This window comes from Adlercreutzia wanghongyangiae (genome assembly GCF_035989245.1).
Lineage (GTDB): Bacteria > Actinomycetota > Coriobacteriia > Coriobacteriales > Eggerthellaceae > Adlercreutzia > Adlercreutzia wanghongyangiae.
The window spans coordinates 226,855-247,145 of record NZ_JAYMFF010000009.1 but is presented as its reverse complement, the minus strand read 5'-3'; the positions used below and the strand labels follow the sequence as shown (position 1 = coordinate 247,145).

General features: G+C 66.7%; 10 protein-coding genes. 7 read left to right on the top strand and 3 right to left on the bottom strand.

Annotated elements, in window-relative coordinates; genetic code table 11:
• Positions 1 to 175: 175 nt before the first annotated feature.
• Positions 176 to 2,056 (top strand): BglG family transcription antiterminator, encoded by a 1,881-nt coding sequence (locus VIN30_RS06070; RefSeq protein WP_338210060.1) that lies wholly within the window; start codon positions 176 to 178, stop codon positions 2,054 to 2,056.
• Positions 2,057 to 2,112: 56 nt separating this feature from the next.
• Here VIN30_RS06070 and VIN30_RS06065 read toward each other — a convergent pair whose 3' ends face one another.
• Together VIN30_RS06065 and VIN30_RS06060 are read right to left on the bottom strand one after the other, a co-directional pair.
• Entirely contained in the window at positions 2,113 to 3,741 is a 1,629-nt protein-coding gene (locus VIN30_RS06065; RefSeq protein ID WP_338210058.1) for an amidohydrolase, read from the bottom strand.
• 164 nt (positions 3,742 to 3,905) lie between these two features.
• Positions 3,906 to 5,591, bottom strand: coding sequence for an MFS transporter (locus VIN30_RS06060; RefSeq protein WP_338210056.1), 1,686 nt, complete (start codon positions 5,589 to 5,591; stop codon positions 3,906 to 3,908).
• A 246-nt stretch (positions 5,592 to 5,837) separates the two neighbouring features.
• Between VIN30_RS06060 and VIN30_RS06055 the strand changes: the two genes are divergently transcribed.
• The 6 genes from VIN30_RS06055 to VIN30_RS06030 all read left to right on the top strand — a co-directional run bounded on the left by VIN30_RS06055 (position 5,838) and on the right by VIN30_RS06030 (position 14,146).
• A complete protein-coding gene (locus tag VIN30_RS06055; RefSeq protein WP_338210055.1) occupies positions 5,838 to 6,386 on the top strand; it encodes a hypothetical protein in 549 nt (182 codons plus the stop codon).
• 273 nt (positions 6,387 to 6,659) lie between these two features.
• Positions 6,660 to 7,202, top strand: a complete 543-nt coding sequence (locus VIN30_RS06050) for a hypothetical protein (protein ID WP_326424238.1) — start codon at positions 6,660 to 6,662, stop codon at positions 7,200 to 7,202.
• A 396-nt stretch (positions 7,203 to 7,598) separates the two neighbouring features.
• Entirely contained in the window at positions 7,599 to 9,011 is a 1,413-nt protein-coding gene (tig, locus tag VIN30_RS06045) for a trigger factor (protein WP_326424239.1), read from the top strand.
• A gap of 308 nt (positions 9,012 to 9,319) precedes the next feature.
• A complete protein-coding gene (gene clpP / locus VIN30_RS06040; RefSeq protein ID WP_326424240.1) occupies positions 9,320 to 9,952 on the top strand; it encodes an ATP-dependent Clp endopeptidase proteolytic subunit ClpP in 633 nt (210 codons plus the stop codon).
• Positions 9,953 to 9,958: 6 nt separating this feature from the next.
• Positions 9,959 to 11,359 carry an ATP-dependent Clp protease ATP-binding subunit ClpX gene (clpX, locus tag VIN30_RS06035; protein ID WP_326424241.1) on the top strand — a complete coding sequence of 467 codons (1,401 nt, stop codon included), beginning with the start codon at positions 9,959 to 9,961 and terminating at the stop codon, positions 11,357 to 11,359.
• Between the two features lie 111 nt (positions 11,360 to 11,470).
• A complete protein-coding gene (locus VIN30_RS06030; RefSeq protein ID WP_326424242.1) occupies positions 11,471 to 14,146 on the top strand; it encodes a valine--tRNA ligase in 2,676 nt (891 codons plus the stop codon).
• 465 nt (positions 14,147 to 14,611) lie between these two features.
• On the opposite strand, the gene VIN30_RS06025 is transcribed toward VIN30_RS06030, so the two are convergent.
• Positions 14,612 to 19,495, bottom strand: coding sequence for a hypothetical protein (locus VIN30_RS06025; RefSeq protein ID WP_338210051.1), 4,884 nt, complete (start codon positions 19,493 to 19,495; stop codon positions 14,612 to 14,614).
• Positions 19,496 to 20,291: the final 796 nt, after the last annotated feature.

Below are 20,291 nucleotides of genomic sequence, written 5' to 3'. Positions count from 1 at the left end.
CGAACTTTGCAACTCAACGATTTTCCTCCAACGGCTGCGGCCGCGAGCCCGGTCTTGGGGAATCTCTTCCAACTGTTGCCATCTTGCCACGGTGTTGTCGCCCGGGTGCGGGCGGCCGGGACTACACTGGTTCGGTGAGCAATTCGATGATGGTAGGCGCCGGGAAGGAGAGACCATGAACAGCAGGCAGGGGGCGCTGCTGCGGGCGCTGCTGAACGCCGGCGACTACAAGACCGCCGGCGAGTACGGCCGCGAGCTGGGCTGCTCGGACCGCACGGTGCGCTCCGACGTGAAGGCCCTGAACGCCGCGCTGGCCCGCGAGGGCTTCCATTCCCATGTGGACCGCCAGCGGGGCGCGGGCCTGCGCATCGTGGTGGTGCCCGACGAGGAGAACCGCCTGGTGCGGCTGCTCGGCGAGGCCGAGGCCGAGATGCACCCGCGCTACGAGCGGCTCTGCCAGGAGATGCTGGCCCTCACCTGCCATCCCGGACCCCACACCGCCGATCTGCTGGCACGCCGCATGTTCCGCAACAAGCAGCAGATCCAGGCCGATCTGCACTGGTGGCAGGGGGTGCTGGAGCTCAGCGGGCTCTCGCTGTCCTTGGGACGGTACCTGAAGGTGGAGGGTCCCGAGTGGACCATCCGCGGCTTCGTGATGTCCATGCTGTTCTCGTTCCCGGCCCCTGCCGTGCGCCGCCGCATCCTGCCGTCGCTTGTGGGGTCGCTCGATCCCTACGACCGCCAGTTCCTGGAGCGCTGCATCGCCGAGATGCAGCGCGATCTGGGTTTCGAGTTCTCCAGCAACGCCCAGTGGCAGTTCGGGGTGTACCTGTGCATCATGGTGACGCGCATCCGCCTCGGCCACAGCCTGGCCGCCTGGCGCGATGCCCGCGAGCCGGGCCCGTTTTTCGCCTACCTGCAGAAGCGGCTGGAGCGGCATTTCTCCATGACGGTGAGCGATGCGGAAATGGGGCTTCTGCGCGATATGGCGAACTGCTGCACCTGGCAGTGGAGCCTCGCGGCCATGGAGGCCTACGAGCCCACCGAGCGCGCCCGCGCCCTGGCCGACGCCATCGCATCGGCCCTGGCCGACGCCTTCGGCGCGCCGGTGCCCGACGACATGCGCAAGCCCCTGGCCATCCTCCTGGAAAGCGGCCTGGCCCGTCGGGGCTGCGGGCTGGTGGCGCCCAACCCCAACGAGGAGGCGGTGAAGTACGAGGCCATGGACGGCGCGTGCCTTTTGTCCTCGGTGCTCGCCGAGGTGCCCGCGCTGGTGGAGGCCGACCTGTTCAGCCCCGATTACGCCCGGCTCCTGCTGGTGCTTTTCGACTACCTGGAGCAGGTGGGGGCGCTGCGGTGCTACCGCGTGGGGCTGGTGGTGAACTGCGGCATCGATCTGGCCCTGTGGGGCGCCCACCGCATCGAGAAGCTGTCGAGCCGCCTTCAGGTGACCGACGTGCTGACCGAGAACGAGGTGGCCGCGGCCGCCGCGCGCCCGGGCTCCGCCCTGGCCGAGCGGTTCGACTTCCTCGTGTCCTTCGAGCCGCTGGACGTGAAGTTCCCCAGCGTGACCATCTCGCCGGCTGTGAGCCGGGCCGATATCGACCACATCATCGCCTCGGTGCCGCTGTGGCGGCGCGGCCGCGAGGTGCGCACGGCCTGGGAGCAGGAGGTGCTTCCCGTGGGACCCTCGCCCGAGGGGCTCTTCGCGGCCCTGCACGGGCGCCTGGTCGACGAGGGGCTGGTCGATATGCCCCGCGAGCGTTTCGAGTGGCTTTTGTGGACGCTCTCCATCGTGAAGGACCGCACGCTCGTGCTCGCGTGGTGCGGCCCGGGGGTGCGCCGCACGGGTATCCGCATCTTCCGCCTGGAAGAGGGCGACGGCGCCGAGTGCGGGCGATGCACCATGGCGGCGGTGCTGGTGGTGGCGCCCGCCGACCGCGGCGACCTCACGCCGCTCACCCAGGGCTTCAAGCGCCTGGTGGAAGACTACGCCGACACCTCCGGCGCCGTCAACGACGACGGCTTTTTCGTCTGCTTCCCCGATCCGGAATAGAAAAGGGGAGGCCGCCTTCGCAGCCTCCCCTCGCATGTTCCCGTATCGGGCGCCTCCTACTTCGCGGGGCGCTCGTAGAGAACGTCGCCCTCCTTCACCGTGGCGAGCACCTTGATGTCGCGGATCTCGCGCGGGTCCACGGCTAGCGGGTTGCGGTCGAGCACAGCCAGGTCGGCCAGCTTGCCCACCTCCAGCGTGCCCTTGTCGGCCTCCTCGCCGTACTGGTAGGCGCCGTTGTAGGTGATGGCGCGCAGGGCCTCGTAGGGGGTTATCTTCTGGTCCTCGTCCAGCTGGGCGCCGTCCTTGGTGATGCGGTTCACGGCGCACCAGGCGGCCTCCAGCAGGTTCGGTCGCAGCACCGGGGTGTCGGTGTGCAGCGTGAAGGGCAGGCCCGCCCGCTCGGCGTCGCCGCAGGCGCTCACGCGGCCGCCGCGCACGGGGCCCAGGTTGCGCAGGTGCGCGTCGCCCCAGTACCACACGTGCGACGAGAAGATGGAGGGGATCATGCCGATCTCGGCCATCTTGGCGTACTGGTCGGTGCGGGCGGTCTGGGCATGGATCATCACCGGGCGCAGGGCCGCCTTCTCGGGGTTGTCCGAGGCGTCGCGGGCGGCCTCGTACACGCGCAGCAGCTGGTCGGCCGCGGCGTCGCCGTTGCAGTGGCACAGAAGCTGGTGGTTGGAGTCGATGGCCAGCTTCGCGAAGGCGATGGCGTCCTCGTCGGTCATGGTGCTGTAGGCCACCCAGTCCTTCTCGCCGGCGGGCCCTTCCACGTACGGCTCGGTCATCCAGGCGGTGAGGCCCTGGGGCGAGCCGTCCAGGAACATCTTCAGGCCGCCGAAACGGAAGTGGTTGTGGTAGTCCTGGCTGTCGAACGCGGCGTTGTCGGCCAGGGTGGCCATCACGTCGGTGCCCCACATGGGATAGCTCACGATGTCCATCTTCAGAAGGCCCGCCTTCGCGAGCGACACCAGCACGCCGGCCATGTCGGGAGCGGTGGCGCCGTCCTGGCAGGTGGTCACGCCGTGCTCCAGGTAGATGCGCTGCATGTCGGGCACCATGGCGGCGAAGTCCAGGCCCAGACGCGGCGTGGTCACCGCGTAGAAGGGGTTCATGGCCGCGGGCTCCTCGGCGTAGCCGTCCAAGTCGCCGGTGCCGTTCATGCGCCCGTAGCGGCCGCCCTCGGGGTCGGGGGTGGTCGGCGTGATGCCGGCCAGCTTCAGCAGGCAGTCATTGGCCACGCCCATGTGGTTCGACACGTGGGTGATGAGCACGGGGACGTCCTCGGACACGGCGTTCAGGACGGACTTGTCGGGGTGGCGCTGCTCGATCAGGTTGTTCTGGTCGTAGCCGTTGCCCATGATGACGCCGTCCGGGCCGATGTTGCGCTCGGCGGCGAACGCTTTCAGGGTCTCGGTGATCTCGGCGAAGGAGGTGCACTCGGACAGGTCGGCGTACAGCAGGTACTGCAGGGCACCGGTGAAATGGCTGTGGGGGTCGATGAGGCCGGGCACCACAGCGGCACCTCCCAGATCCACCTCCTCCGCGCCGTCGGCCATCGCGCGGGCCTCCTCGACAGAGCCGATGTAGGCGATGCGGCCGTCGTCGCCGACGAGCAGGGCGTCGGCGGTGTCGATGTCGTCGACCATGGTGACGAAGGTGGCGTTGGTGTAAAGCCGTTTCATGGTCTTCCTTTCAAAAGGGGTTTGATACCGTTTGGAATGGATGCGCGGGCGCGGGCCCGGCATAAGGAAAGGGGGCGGATGCGAATCCCACCCCCTTTCAGAGCGCGACCTTCAGCGGAATCGTCGCAGCGGGGCTGCGGGATGAAGGTGCTGCGGATGCGGAGTTACATCTCGCGGTCGACCACGGGCTCGTAGGGCAGCTCGCCGGCGGTCTCCTCGACGATGCTTTCCTCCTTGCCGTCCTCCTCCTTCTTGAAGATGGTGATCCAGCGGGTGGACAGAAGGCCCAGCAGGATGAGCACGGCGGCCACCACGTAGGAGGTGATCGTCGACTGGATGCGGGCGTCGGAGTTCAGCTGCACCAGCTCGGCGCGCTGCGCGTCGTCCATGGGGATGTCGGCGATGGTCTGCTCGAACTGCGCGTCGCCCATGAGCGAGATGTTGCGCTCGGCCACGGCCTGCTGCACCTCGGGGGTGATGACGGGGCTCTCGGCCATGGCGTTGTCGATGTTGGCGGTGATGCCGAACAGCAGCACGGCGCCGATGGCCGCCACGCCGATGGCCTGGCCGACGTTGCGCATCGTGGTCTGGATGCCGCCGGACTGGGAGGCGTCGCGCTCGTTCACGGCCAGGGCCACGATGTTGTTGGCCTGGGCGGACACGATGCCGGCGCCGGCGCCGGCGATGGCCAGGCCCACCCACATGAGGCCGTTGACCTCAGAGCCGTGCAGCGAGAAGGCCATGGGGATGAAGGCGGCGGCCATCACGATGTAGCCGAGCTGGATGACGTGGCGCGGGTTGGCGTTCGGCATGAACTTCGGGATGCCGAGCGAGAAGATGAAGGTGGGGATGCCCACGGCCAGCGCCATGACGCCCATCAGCACCGGCGACCAGCCGGCCACCAGCTGCAGGTAGGGGGACAGCAGGATGGCCTGCACGCCCATGAAGAAGAAGGTGATGGCGCTCGCCACCAGGCCGGCGCGCACCTGCGGGGTCTTCAGGAACGACTGGGGCAGAAGCGCGATGCCGTTCTTCTGCTCGACGCGCTTCTCCACCGGCACCAGGATGACCAGCAAAATCAGGCCGAGCACGGCCATGGGCAGCGCGGGCGAGATGCCGAAGATGGTGAAGGGGCACTCGGCGAAGGGCTCGATGAGGCCCCAGGCGGAGATGCGGGAGAGGCCCACGAGGAACAGGAACAGGCCCACGGCGGCAATGCCGGTGCCGAGCCCGTCGAACTTCAGCTTCTCAGCGGGCTTCTCGATGGCCGGCAGCTTGAACGACAACAGCAGCACCAGCGCGAAGTACACGGCCAGGGCGCCGAAGGTGATGCGGAAGCCGCCGAACTGCATGACGATGCCCAGGATCAGCGGCAGGAAGGCCGAAAGTCCTGACGCGGCGCCGATGCAGCCGAAGGCCAGCACGCGGTTCTTCCCGTGGTAGATGAAGGGGATAAGGCCCAGCACCGACGGGATCATGAAGCTGGCGCCGAAGCCGACGAGAATGCGGCCGCCCCAGATGAAGATGGTCATATTCGGCGACAGCGCCATGACCAGCTCGCCTGCGGCGCACAGGGCCGCGCCCAGGCGGAAGTTGGTGCGCCACCCGATGATGGTGCCCACCAGGCCGCCGGCCACCATGAAGGCGCCCGCCATCAGCGAGTACACCATGTTGGCCAGCTGGATGTCGGGCGTCGTGGCTCCCAGCACGTCCACCAGCTGCTGATTGGCGAGGCCGAGCGCGCCGTTGTCGCCCGATGTTCCCATCTGCGCCAGAATCAACACGATAATGGGCAGAACCAGGAACTTCTCCACACCCCCCTCGGGATGCGTCGCTTTGCTCTTCGCCATTGTTCCTCCTTAAAGCATTGAGTGAATAGTTCCGCCGAAGAGGGTAGTCTCGCGGGGCTGGCCCGTTGCTCGGCGGCGCTCATTGTAGTGAGATTGAATCCTTTCCGAATGGGAAACGTTTTCCGCAGCAACGGAAACGGTTCATGCGGGAAACAAGAACAGGGGTTCCTATAATGCGATGCGACGAAACCCCGGCGCGATGACGCCGGCTTGAGCGAGTGAGCAAGAAAGAAAGGAACGCTCCCTATGGCAAAGAACAAGGCCCCCAAGTCCTTCAAATCCTATGCGCTGAACAAGTGCCTCATCGGCTACGGCGTGGTGAACGGCATCATCAACGCCTCCATCTTCGCCGGCATGCACGCCGCCACCCCCGATGCCGTGTTCGACATGGCCGCTATCGCCCACGACATCGCCTTCACCGGCCTGCTTCTGGGCATGCTGCTGTTCGCCTGCGTGGTGCCGCTGACCCGCATGGATCTGAAGCACGGCAAGTTCGCCCTGCCGGCCGCGGGCCACGGCACCTTCGCGCTGATGCCGCGCTCCTATGCGGGATCCCTTTTCGTGACCGGATTGGTGGCCATGGTCGCCATGACCGGCCTGGGCGCGCTGGCGGGGCTGTTCGTGCCCGCGGCGGGTCTGTCGGTGGGCGCCATGATGCTGCTGAAGGGCGTGCTGTGCGCCTGCGGCGGCGCGGTGGCTGGCTGGTGCACCCTCAGCTTCGTGGTGCGCTGCCAGCAGCAGGCCGACGAGGTGGCCGACGCCATGGCCGCCCGCAAGGCCTCGGCCGCGGTGTAGACACTCCCTCGCATATCCTCTTTTCAAAGCCGTTCGGGTTTCCGGGCGGCTTCTTTTTTGCTTGGACTGCATTCCGGGCTTTTGGCGAAACCGTTTGGCAACGGAGTTCCTGCCGGTTGGTGGCGAACCGGCTCGAAAGTACCCTGGCTCCCACTCTTCCGTAACGGAATCGCCTTGGTGTCGATAGGGCCGCGGGCGCCTTCCATAATGCCCGTTGAAGCCGCTGTTCGGTTCGCGGACGGCGACAACGGGTAAGGAAAGAAAGGAATTCTTATGGCCAAGACCATGGCGAACCCCGGCGCGGCCGCTCCGGTGCCGGCGCGCCCTGCCAAACCGTTCAACTCCTATCTGCTGAACAAGTGCATCATCGGCTACGGCGTCATCAATGGCATCATCAACGCCGTCATCTTCTACCTTATACATATGGGAGATCCCGCGGCCCGTTTCGGCGAGGCCGACATCTTCCACGACTTCGCCCTGACCGGCGTGCTGCTGGGTATCCTGCTGTTCGTGATCGTCGTGCCGTTGACTCGCATGGATCTGCGCAAGGGCGTGTTCTCGGGACCCCAGGTGGCGAACTTGGGCGGCGCGGCCTCGCTGGTGCCCTCCAGCTACGCGCCCGCCCTGCTGGTGACCACGGTCGTGGCTACGGTGGTGCTCATGGGAACCGGCGCCTTCGCCGCCACCTTGTTGCCGCTGCCGCTGAGCATGACTGGCATGATGCTGCTGAAGGGCGTGGTGTGCGCTGTGGGCGGCGGCGTGGCCGGCTACTTCACCATCTGCTACGTGGTGCGCTCGGGCAAGACCGGGGCGTAAGGGGCGGGGCCTGCGTCATCTCCTGCTTCTCCGGCCGCGCCTGCGGGGAGGAGGTGCCGTGCTCAGACAGTTCTCGCTTGGTGGAACGGCCCCACTGGGCTGTTTCAGTCGCTGCGGAACTCCGCGCGGACCCCCTCCCCACAGGCGCGGCCTGCTTTATCTGGCTCAAGGGAAAGTCGCGCGTTCCGCGATAACCGATTCCCCCTCAGAGGCGCGGGAGTTATCCCGCGTCCCTTTTTTGTGTCCGGGCGCGGGGAGTTGTAGCCAGCCTGTGGAGGTTGTGGCATAATAGCGAACCGTGCGCTTCCGCGGGAGAACCGCCTGGCGGATCGCCGAGGAAGTGTCTGCGCGGGCGCAGGTTCCGCGCCGTGTTAGGAAACGATGGAGGAATTATTCGTGGAAACAAAAGTTGAGGCCCTTGAGGGCAATAAGGCCAAGGTAACGGTCACCATCGATGCCGCCGATATCGATGGCCGCATCAACAAGACCTACAAGGACTTCGCTCGCAAGTACAACTTCCCGGGCTTCCGCAAGGGCAAGGCCCCGCGCCCGGTCATCGATAACGCGCTTGGCGCCGAGGCCGTGTTGGCCACGGTGACCGACGAGGTCATCAACAGCGCCTACCCGGCCGCCATCGAGGCCGAGAAGCTGGCCCCCATGGGCGCTCCGGCCATGGAGGAGAACGAGCTGGTGTGCGCCGGCAAGCCCTACACGGTCACCTTCACTGTGGAGCTGCGCCCCGCCGCCGAGCTTTCCAACTACGACGCCGTGGCCATCGAGATCCCCTTCGCCGACGCCACCGAGGCTGAGATCGAAGACCAGATGAACGCCATGGCCGAGCACTACACCACCTACGAGGACGCCTCGGCGGCCACGAAGATGAAGCCCGAGAACTTCGCCGACCTCACCATCAAGGCCACCGACGCCGACGGCAACGACATTGCCGCCATCACCAGCGAGTCGCGCCTGTACGGCCCGGGCACCGGCATGCTGTCCGAGGCCTTCGACGCCGAGATCATGGGCATGAAGAAGGGCCAGACCAAGGAGTTCACCCTGGAGGTGCCCGCCGACGAGACCGCCGTGCTGCTGGCCGATCAGGCCGGCAAGCCGGTTGCCTTCGAGGTTACCTGCAACGTGGTGAAGAAGAAGGCCGCTCCCGAGATCACCGACGAGTGGGCCAAGGAGACCATGGGCTTCGAATCAGTGGACGACATGCGCGAGCAGATCAAGCAGTCGCTGTCGATGCAGAAGGCCTCTATGATGCCCCGCATCAAGGAGAACGCCATCATGGCCCAGCTGCTGGAGCGCTTCGAGGGCGATGCTCCCGAGGCTCTGGTGAACGAGGCCGAGACCTCGCTGCTGCAGGACTTCTTCACCCAGATGCAGCGCGCCGGCATGACCTTCGACGCCTATCTGGCCAGCCAGGACATCACGGCCGACCAGTTCAAGGCCGACCTGAAGGCCCAGTCCGCCGATCACGTGAAGGAAGAGCTCGCCCTTGAGGCTTGGGCCCGTCACGCTGGCATGGAGGTCACCGACGAGGACATCTCCGCCGAGTTCGCCAAGACCGGTGTGGAGGATCCCGCGGCCCTGGAGCAGGAGTGGCGCGACGCGGGCCGTCTGCACCTCATCCGCACGGGTCTGCTGCGCCAGAAGGCCATCGAGGACCTGATGGAGAACGCGAGCGTGACTGAGGTGGATTTCGCCGCCCAGGCTGCTGCTGAGAAAAAGGCTGCCAAGAAGCCGGCGAAGAAGAAGGCTGCCAAAAAGGCCGACGCCGAGCCCGCGGCCGAGGAAGCCGCCGAGTAGCATCGGGCGCTGAACGAAGTCGTAAAGGGCGGGGGAGACCCCGCCCTTTCTGTTGCGGCTCTCGTGGGGGAAGGTGCGGGATACCTTGATTCGCTCAAACAGTCCTGCTCGCACGAACATGACGTTAAGTCATGTTCGGCTCGTGCGGAACTCGCTCGGTCAAGGCATCCCGCACTCCCGATCCTGGAGGGTCGCTGCTGTGTTCATTTGCGCGTTTCGCTTGCATTGCGAACGGATGTATAGCAATATGGTTCTGAACTATGGACAGGCCGCCTGAGCGCGGCCCTATTTGCGAAAGAGAGGCACCTATGGGCATCGAACGCGTCAGCAACGCCCTCATTCCCTACGTTATCGAGCAGTCGCCCCGCGGCGAGCGCAGCTACGACATCTACAGCCGCCTGTTGAACGACCGCATCATCTTTTTGGGCGAGCAGATCGACGACCACGTGGCCAACTCGGTGGTGGCCCAGCTGCTGCATCTGGAGGCCACCGATCCCGACAAGGACATCTCGCTGTACATCAATTCCCCGGGCGGCTCCGTCACGGCCGGTCTGGGCATTCTGGATACCATGAACTTCATCAAGTGCGACGTGTCCACCATCTGCATCGGCGAGTGCGCCTCCATGGCCGCCGTGCTGCTGTCGTCGGGCACCAAGGGCAAGCGTTTCGTGCTGCCGAACTCCATGGTGCTCATCCACCAGCCTCTGGGCGGCGCCCAGGGCCAGCAGACCGAAATCGCCATCGTGGCCGATTTCATGCTGAAGACCCGCAAGCGCCTGAACAAGATTCTGTCCGAGAACACCGGCCAGTCCATCGAGCGCATCCAGCTGGATACCGAGCGCGACAACTACATGACCGCCGAGGAGGCCAAGGAGTACGGCCTGGTGGACGAGATCATCTACCACCACGGCGCCATGCCCGGCCAGAAGAAGAGCGAATAGGAAACCATGAACCACCGCCATACCGACTACAACCCGCCCGAGGACAACTACTTCTGCGCGTTCTGCGGCAAGACGCCCGACCAGGTGAACGCCATGATCTCCGGTCCGAACGGCATCTACATCTGCGACGAGTGCATCTCGGTGTGCGCCGATGCCATGATGCGCGATCTGGGTTTCTCCATGGCCCAGGAGTTCGAGATGATGGACGACGACGCCCAGCGCGCCGGTCGTTGGGGCAACCCTCCCGAGGCCCAGCTGCAGCGCGATGCGAGCCCCATCGACGATAACGCGCCCAGCCCGGCCGAGGTGCTGGGCGACCTGCCCACGCCCCACGAGCTGTACGCGCGGCTTTCCGAGCACGTGGTGGGGCAGGAGGAGGCCAAGCGCGCCCTGTCCGTGGCCGTGTACAACCATTACAAGCGCATCTCCATGGGGGCCGCGGCCGCCGAGGGCGACGTGGAGCTGGCCAAGAGCAACATCATGCTCATCGGCCCCACGGGCTCGGGCAAGACGCTCCTGGCCCAAACGCTGGCTCGCACGCTGCAGGTGCCCTTCGCCATCGCCGACGCCACCACGCTCACCGAGGCGGGATATGTGGGCGAGGACGTGGAGAACATCCTGCTGAAGCTCATCACCGCCGCCGACTTCGAGGTGCCTCGCGCCGAGATCGGCATCATCTACATCGACGAGATCGACAAGATCGCCCGCAAGGCCGAGAACCTGTCCATCACCCGCGATGTGTCGGGCGAGGGCGTGCAGCAGGCCCTGCTGAAGATCGTGGAGGGCTGCGAGGCCTCTGTGCCGCCCCAGGGCGGCCGCAAGCACCCCCAGCAGGAGCTCATTCCCATCGACACCACGAACATCCTTTTCATTCTGGGCGGCGCCTTCGTGGGTCTGGCCGACATCGTGGCCCAGCGCGTAGGCACCACGTCTCTGGGCTTCGCCAGCGAGCTGGCCGCCTCCAAGAAGGAATCGGAGGCCGAGCTTTTGCACCAGGTGCTGCCCGAAGATCTGAACAAGTACGGCATGATTCCCGAGTTCGTGGGCCGCATCCCGGTCATCACCTCGCTGAACGAGCTGTCCGAGGAAGACCTGGTGCGCATTCTGGTGGAGCCGAAGAACGCGCTGGTGAAGCAGTACACGCGCATGTTCGAGTTCGAGGACGCGCGCCTGGTGTTCGAGGACGCGGCGCTCACGGCCATCGCGCACGAGGCCGTGGAACACGGTACCGGCGCCCGCGGCCTGCGCTCCATTTGCGAGCGCGTGCTGATGGACGTGATGTACGACCTGCCCGAGTTCAACGGTCCCTCGCAGGTGACCGTGCGGGCGAGCGACATCGCCGGCGACACGCGGCCGGCCATCGTTCCGCGCGAGGGCGCCCATGCCCGCGAGGCCCGTTCTGCCTAGATGCGGGCCCGTACTGTGAGATAATCCCCGATAAGGTAACCGAGACGGGCGGCGATTCCGTGCCGCCCGTCTTCATTCGTTCGTTCCAGGGAAAGCGAGGTTGCAGAACCGATGGCAGAGGACAAGAAGAAGGGCACCGATTACGCCGCCATGGAGCGCCCCATCTTCCAGGCGTGGAAGGATGCCGGCTACTTCCAGCGCACGCCGGGCTTCGGCGAGCATGCCGATGAGAGCTACACCATCGTCATCCCGCCGCCGAACATCACCGGCGTGCTGCATATGGGCCATGCCCTGAACGACACCATCCAGGACGCCTGCATCCGCCGCGCCCGTATGCGCGGTTTCCAGACGCGCTGGATCATCGGCACCGACCACGCCGGCATCTCCACCCAGACGAAGGTGGACAAGCGTCTGGCCGAGCAGGGCATTTCCCGACTGGAGATCGGGCGCGAGGCTTTCGTCGAGGAATGCTACAAGTGGCGCGAGGAGTACGGCACCACCATCGTGAACCAGATCAAGGGCATGGGCTGCTCCTGCGACTACGACGACGAGCACTTCACCCTGGAGCCCGCCTACGTGCGCGCCGTGCGGAAGCTGTTCACCGACTGGTACCACGAGGGCATCATCTACCGCGGCAAGCGCATCGTGAACTGGTGTCCCAGCTGCACCACGGCCATCGCCGACGACGAGGCCGAGTATGTGGACGAGCCGGGGCATCTGTGGTACCTGCGCTACCCGCTGACCGAGCCGGTGGACGGTCTGGAGTACCTGGTGGTGGCCACCACGCGCCCCGAGACCATGCTGGGAGATACCGGCGTTGCCGTGAACCCCAAGGACGAGCGCTTCGGGCATCTCGTCGGCAAGACGGTGAAGCTGCCGCTCGTGGACCGCGAGATTCCCATCTTCGCCGACTGGCACGTGGACACCGAGTTCGGCACGGGATGCGTGAAGGTGACCCCCTCCCACGACCCCAACGACTGGGCCATGGGCGAACGCGCCGGCCTTCCCCGCATCAACATCTTCGACGAGACGGCGCATGTGGTGGAAGGTTACGGGAAGTTCTCGGGCATGGACCGCGACGAGGCCCGCGAGGCCGTTGTGGCCGCCTTCGAAGAGCTGGGCCTGCTCGACCACGTGGAGGACCACGACCACTCCGTCATGACCTGCTACCGCTGCCACACCAAGCTGGAGCCCTGGGAGTCCGAGCAGTGGTTCGTGGCCGTGGACGCCCTGAAGGAGGCCGCGGCCCGCGTGGTGGAGGACGGCTCCATCCAGTTCCATCCGGCCCGTTGGCGTCAGGTGTACCTGGACTGGCTCGCCAACCTGAAAGACTGGTGCATCTCCCGCCAGCTGTGGTGGGGCCACCGCATCCCCATGTTCTACTGCGATGCCTGCGGCTGGGAGGACGCCTCGGTGGACGAGCTGGAGGTGTGCCCGCAGTGCGGCGCGCCGGTGCGTCAGGACGACGACGTGCTGGACACCTGGTTTTCCAGCCAGCTGTGGCCCTTTGCCACCATGGGCTGGACGGAAGAGGGTATGGATGCGCCCGAGATGCGCGCCGCCTACCCGACGCAAGTGCTCTCCACGGCCCGCGACATCATGGGCCTGTGGGTCGCTCGCATGGTGATGGCCTCCATGTACTGCTGCGACGACACCATCCCCTTCGAGGATGTCATCATCCATCCCACGGTGATGGCCGCCGATGGCAAGCCCATGTCGAAGAGCCGCGGCAACGGCGTGGACCCGCTGCGCCTCATGGAGGACTACGGCGCCGATGGCATGAGATACGGCCTGCTCATGCAGGTGACCGGTGCTCAGGACATGAAGTTCAACGAGGCCAAGCTGGAAAGCTCCCGCAACTTCGCCAACAAGGTGAAGAATGCGAGCCGCTTTGTGCTGATGAATCTGGACGGTTACGAGCCCGGCGCGCCCGAGCCCGTTACCCCGGCCGACCGTTGGATTTTCTCGCGCTTGGCGAAGATCGTGGCGGCGGTGGATGCTGCCTACGACAACTTCGAGTTCGGCGAGATCACCCGCGAGCTGTACAGCTTCGTGTGGAACGAGTTCTGCGACTGGTACATCGAGTTCTCGAAGGCGCGCTTGGGCGAGGGTGCCGACCCGGCCGATCGGGTTGCCTGCCAACGGAACCTGGTGTTCGTGCTGGGACAGATCCTGCGCCTGCTGCATCCCATCATGCCGTTCATCACCGAGGAGGTGTACGGCGAGCTGCCGCGCGACGCCGATGATGCGCCCATGCTCATTGTGGCCGCGTGGCCCGATGCCGCCCAGCTCGCCCGCTTCGTGGACGAGGATTCCGAGCGCGCCATCGCCATGGTGTGCGAGGTGGTGGGCGCGGTGCGCAGCACGCGTTCGCGTTACGGCATCTCGCCGAAGGTGGCGCTGCCGGTGGCCGTGAAGGTGGCCGACGAGGGCGATGCGGCCCTGCTGCTGGCCCAGGCGCACCTGGTGGCTCAGCTGGCCAACGTGGAGGAGCTCGACGTGGCCGTGGAGGCTTCCAAGCCCGCCGAGAGCGCCGTGGTACTGGGCAGCGGTCTTGAAGTGTACGTGGTGCTGGCGGGCCATGTAGACTTCGACGCCGAGCGCGCCCGTCTCGCCAAGGAGCGCGACGCTCTGGCCAAGGACGCCGCCAAGTTCGAGAAGAAGCTGTCGAACCCGGGCTTTTTGGCGAAGGCCGCGCCCGAGATCGTAGAGAAGGACAAGGCCAAGCTGGCCGATCTCACCGACAAGCTGGCCCGCATCGAGACCCAGCTGTCCGAGTTGGGATAGGGAACCAGTTCTTTTTGAGTTAATGCATGGAAAGGGCCCATAAGGGCCCTTTCTCGCGTTTACGGAAGGGAAGGGCGAGGGATTCCTCCCCCAAAAAAACTCCAGCATCGCCCCGTAGGGGCGGGCTTCAGCCCGCCCGCCCAGCCTGGCGCTCGCAGCGCCCCGTGGGGAAGGGGCTCTGCCTCTTCCGGCGGGGCGGCTGAAGCCGCCCCCTACGAAGACCGGGCTAGATGCGCCCACGACAACCCGCAGCGCCCACGCCCCCGTAGGGGCGGGCTTCAGCCCGCCCGCCCAGCCTGGCGCTCGCAGCGCCCCGTGGGGAAGGGGCTCTGCCTCTTCCGGCGGGGCGGCTGAAGCCGCCCCCTACGAAGACCGGGCTAGATGCGCCCACGACAACCCGCAGCGCCCACGCCCCCGTAGGGGCGGGCTTCAGCCCGCCCGCAACCCGAACCTGCCCCGTCGGCCTTACCGCGTCCGGCGCCGGCGGCGGGCGGCCAGGGCCAGGGCCGCGGCGGCCAGGGCGGCGGCCAGCGCGATGCCGGCGAGGGCGGCCAGGGCGTCGCCGGTCTGGGCGAGCTTGTGGGCGATGGTGGTGCGCCGCTTGTCGCCCTCGTCGCCGGGCAGCACCCCGCCCAGCTTGTCGGTCCCCGGCGGGTAGGCCGGGTCGGAGACGACCTTGCCGCGCCCCTCCTCCCAGCTGTCCCAGCCGCCCGGCGGGTCGAAGGGCGCGCCGGGTTCGGGCGACTCCCCGTCGGGGTCCCACGCGGAGGGCGGCGTGCCGTAGCCGACGGCCACGTTGCCGATGTCGGCGCCCACGGCGGCCTCCGTTACCAGCGCGTCGAAGGCGAGGATCGCCTCCTGCCCGCCGTGGAGGTGGCCGACGGCCACCGCCAGCACGCGGGTCGCCGGGTCGTAGGCCGCGTCGCCCACGGCGGCCTCGGCGCCTCCGGGCAGCGTCAGGCGGATGGTGCCGCTCACGGGCTCGAGCCCCTCCGGCACGTCGTCGCGGATCACGGCGTCCATCCAGCCGGTGCCCGGCGCATTAACGCGCAGCACCACCTCGTAGCGCACGGTGTCGCCCACATGGGTGGTCCCGTCGCCCCGGCTCGTGTTCTCCGCGGTCTTCCCGATGGACACGTCGCCCTCCTCAGGGTCGTTGGGGATGACGGGCGCGGGCTCGGCGGGCGGCGTGCTGGCCACAGGGTTCGTCTCGGGCGGGTCGGCCGGCTTCCCCGGATCGGGGTTCGCGGGCGTTGCCGACGGGTCCTTCGAGGGCACCTTCCCGTGCAGCTGCGCCACGTTGCCCGCGTCCTGGCCGAGCGCCGCCGCTGTCACGGTGGCGTCGAAGGTGAGCACGGCCCGCCCTCCGCCCCACAGGTCGCCGCAGGTGACGGCGATGGTGCGGCTGGCCGCGTCGTAGGCGGAGTCGGGAACCGCGACGGGCTTGCCGTCGTTCACCGACAGGCGCAAGGTGCCCGCCACTGGCTCGATCCCCACGGGCAGGGGATCGCTCACCACGGCGTCTACCAGGCAGCTATTGGCGGCGCCGGCGTTCCAGAGGGTCACGGTGTAGCGCAGCACGTCGCCGAGGCGCGTCACCTTCGCGTCGGGCGCCGTGACGTTCTCCACGGCCTTCTCGATGCGCGGGTCGGGGTCGGCGGGCAGCACCTTGCCGCCGCCGGGCGGCGTTGCCGGCGGGGTGTTGTCGGGATTCACGGGCAGGGGGCGTCCGGGATCGCCGGGGTCGGGCATGGGAACGTCCGGATCGGCCGGGTCGGGGCGCGTCCCCGTCGCCGAGGCCACGTTCGCCAGGTCGGCCGCCCCGGCCCCGGCACCAGCCGCGTCAGCGCGCACCGTGCACTCGAAGGTCGCCACGGCCGCCGATCCTCCCGCCACGTTCCCCGCGGGCACCGTCAGCACGCACCGCCCGTCGGCTCCGGGGGCCGACACCGAGAACTTCCCCACGTCGCCCGCGCCGGCCAGGGGCGCCTTGGTCAGGGCCAGGTCCGCGATGCCCGCCGTCGGGTTGCCCAGCCGCACGCTGCCCTCGTCCAGCTGCAGGCACGCGGGCAGCGGGTCGGTCAGAACCACGTCGGTCCACAGCGACCCCTTGGCCCCGTTCGACGCCGTGACGGTGTAGCGGATGCGGTCGCCGGGCTGGGTGGGCCCGTCAGGGTGCGTCAGGTTCTCGGCCCTCTTGGCCAGCGTCGGCGCGGGCGCCACGCTGGCGTCGGGGTTCACGATCACGTCGTACACCCAGGTGGTGCCCGTGTAAACCCCGTTGGGCTCCTGCCTGAAGGTGAGCTCGCCGCGGCCCACGGCCGTGGGGTCCAGCACCAGCGTGTAGGAGCCGTCGGCGTCGCGCACGGGGTTGCCGTCGGCGTCCCGGACGAAATCGGCGGTGAACACGTTGCCGCTGGCATCGGTCACGCTGATGGGGGCCGTCGACTCGGTCTTCACCGTCAGCACCACGCGGCCCGGGTGCGGGTTGTCGTCACTGGCCGCGCCCCAGGTGGTTGTGATGGTGCCGCGGTAGGTTTTGCCGCCCTCGGGATTGTCCGGGTCGGTAGCCTCGCCCGGTTTCGTCTGCACCTCGGGGGCGGGGAAGTCCGGGTCGGTGCAGTCGGGATCGGGCTCGCCCGTCACGTTCACCGCGGGATCCACGGGCTTCACGCTTACCTCCACCTTGGGAGCGGCATCGGGATCGTCGGCCGGGCTCGCGCTGGCCAGGTAGTTCGCGGGCGCGCCCGCCTTCTGCTGGGCCTCGTCGGGCGGCAGGTAGCGCATCGACACCACGTGGGTGTTCCCGTCGCCCACGGCGGGGAACATGAAGTCGGCATCGGCGGGCGTCAGCTCGAACTCGATGTGGGCGAGGGACCCGCGGCTGTCGGCTGGGTTGGGCACTGCCGTGGCGTTGGCAGCCACGGGCTTGCCGTCGGCGTCCACGCCGGCCGTGTAGCGGATGGGCGTGACGGGCCCCACGGGCTGGCCGTCCACGTACAGCTGGAACGATCCCTGGGGCGCCTTGCACGTGTCGGCTGTGGGGGTGCCGTCGGCGAAGGTGCCCCCGCGCACCTCGGCCACCACCTTCAGCTTGCTGGTGGCGGGGTGCTCCACGGCGCCGGGCTTCTTGTCAGCGTCGGCTTCCTCCACCCATTCAGCTGACAGCAGCGACACCTTCGAGGGGATGGGCGTGATCTCGCACCAGCCGGTGGCGCGGTGGCCCCAGTAGCCGTTGGCGAAATCGGCCAGGGCTGGGTCGGACGAGCCGGAGTATTCCCGCGACACCATGGTGAACTTCATCACACCCACGTCGGTGGGCATGTTCTTGCCGCTGTCCACCTCGTCGCCGAGGGGGCTGCCGCCCCGCTTGTCGTACAGGCGGTAGCGATAGGTCACGTCGTCGGTGTTGGTCAGCCAGCGGTACTCGGCGGGGTTGCCCTGCTCGTCGTAGGACAGCACCTCGGGGGTGCGCAGCGGGTGCTCGGGCGTGATCTCGTAGGTTTTGAAGGGGAGCCCGTCGTAGGGCTTCACCAGGCTGTCCAGGTATTCCTGGGGCAGCTCGAAGTCCTCGTAGCGTTTCAGCTGGTCTACCTGGCCCGGGTTGCGGAACAGGGTGTCGAAGGGGTGGGCCTGGCCGTCCTTGCCGCGGTAGGACAGGTCCACCGACACGGTCTGCTGGGTGGCCGACTTGGGCAGCCACAGGTACAGCTTCCCGTCGATGAGCTGGGTGGGCGCGCCATAGGGGTAGTCCTCGCCGCCCACCTTCAGGTTCCAGTCCTCGATGAGGTTATTGCCCGCCTCGCCGGCCGCCGCCATGTCGGCGGCCAGGTCGATGGTCACCATGAACACCTTGTTGGGATCCTCGGGGTCTGAAGGATCGTAGCCGTCGGCCAAGGCCGCGTTGTTGCCCCAGGCCGTGTCGCCGATGCCCGCGAACGACCCGTTGGTATACACCGATCCGCCCGTGATGATCACGTGGCCGCCGGTGTTGTTGAAGTCGGCGAAGTTTCCAGTGGTCGACGGGTACAGCGTCCCTCCGGTGATGCGGATGATGCCGCCGGTGTTGCTCTGGTTGGAGCAGCTGTTGCCGAAACCAGAGGAGTGCTGGTACCCCGCAGAGCGGATATAGCCTCCGTTGATGGTGATGCTGCCGACGCGGGTGGCCCCGAAGTAGACGAACCATTTGTCGGAATGGACCCCTCCCTGCTGCCGAGAATCGCAGGGAATGTGATCGGGAGGTATTGCGTAATCCCAGGCGGCACCGTGCTTCGCGCCGCATCCCGATCCAATGCCGTTGGTGTGGTAGTTGCCCTGCGCATTGATGGTTCCCGAGTTGAAGGTGAGAACCCCGTCGGTTCCGTTGCCCAGGGTGCCGCCGCCGATGGCCGCGCCCGTTTGCCAGTCTACGTCGCTCGTGGCGCGCTCAGCGTGGGCGGTGATAATGCCGCCGTTGAAGGTCATGGTGCCGCCGGTTTCCTCGTTGCATCCGCCGATGGCGGCCGCCTGAAGGCCGGCCTGAACCTCCAGGGTGCCGGGGTTCGCGCTGTCGAGGGCGGTGTGGGGGTCACCTTGCGTGAGCACCTTGCCGCTTCGCAGGGTGACATCCTGGTTGATGACAGCCCCAATGGGCACAACCTCTTTGCCGCTCTTGTCGACATTGCGTTCCCCGTCGTCGATGGTCAGGCTGCTGCCCTCGCCGCAGCGAATACCCGGCATATGGTGCTCGTTGACATACAGGTAGTTCTTAGTGCCGTCGGCCAAGGTGAGGTGCAGGCTCGTGCGGTTGCGCACGTGCGATCCCTTGAGAGCCCACGATTCCGAGCCCGTATCGGAGATGTTCGTCATGACGTTTACCGGGATGCTGCCGTTCGTCGTGGTGTTGATGTTGACGCCGGCGAGGGTAAGGTCGGCGTGGTTTCCCGGTGCGATCCAAAGACCGGTTTGCGCGGCATTCTTGGAGCCGAACGTGTCCAGATTAGTTCCATCGGCATTTTTGATAGTGAGCGGCTTGCTGGTGAGAACGAATACGATGTCAGCCTTGTGCTTGTCCGAATAGCCCACGAACCCGTAGTTGATGACCGTGCCGTCTTCCCGGGGATATTGGAACACGTCGGGGTAGTACAGGAAGTCGGTGCCATAGGTGCCGCCCTTCACACGCAGGGTGCCGCAGGTGACCCAGCCGTCGCCATCGGGCGCGTGGGCGCTCGCGGGGCTGGCGTTAGGCGCGTTCAGGGATACCAGGCCGGCGGCGGTGGGCTGCGACGCGTCAGCGCGCGCGTCGGAAGCTGCTTGAGGGGCTGCAGTGCGGGTGAGGGGCAATCGGGCTGCGGCTACTGCCGTGGCCACGGCGTCGGCAAGTGCCTCGTCTGAGGCGTCGTCCGCGATAGGAGAGTTGCCTGTGGGGGATGCGCCCGCGGAATCGACGGGCGCGGCACCATTTGAATCGGCAGCGGAAGTGCCGTCGGAGGCGGGGGAGTTTTCAGGAGCGTGAGCGTCGGATGAGCCGATGTCACGAGATTCGGAGTCAGGCTCGGCCGAGGGCGGGTCGTCCGTATCGGGAAACGCGCCGATGCCGTTCGGGCTAGCGGTTGCTAAAACCTCGCTGGGGGGGGGTCTCTCTGCTCTGATCGGCGCCGCCGGCTGCCGCGAATGCTGCTGCGGGCACCATCCCGCAGGCGAGCACGGCCGCAAGGGCGCAGCGCAGAAGCGATCCCCGTCGCTTCGCTCTCATGGAATTCTCCTTCTCTCAGGTGGAGCCGAGGCTCCTAAACGCTCTGAATATACCCGTTCCGGCCCAAACACGCAACCATGAGCGGGCGGCTGAGGGGAAGAACGCACCGGGAAAGGGCAGCTGGTCAAAAAGGGATAGGTTTATATGGAAATTGCGGCGGATTGGATGAATCTTGGTCAAATAAAGGAAGATTTATACTGTTGATTGAGGTTCATGGGTATAAACCATGGGAAATTTGACCAGAAAATGCCAGAGAAGGTCGGTTGGATCCTTTCCGGCGCTGTTTGGGTATAGAAATCCCAAGGTTTTTGACCAGAATGGTGTTGCTGGGGTTCACGGTGATATTAAATCGCAGAGTTTGTGACCATTTGCCGGGCACGTTGCCTGGATAAGCTGGCGGACGTGGTCTGA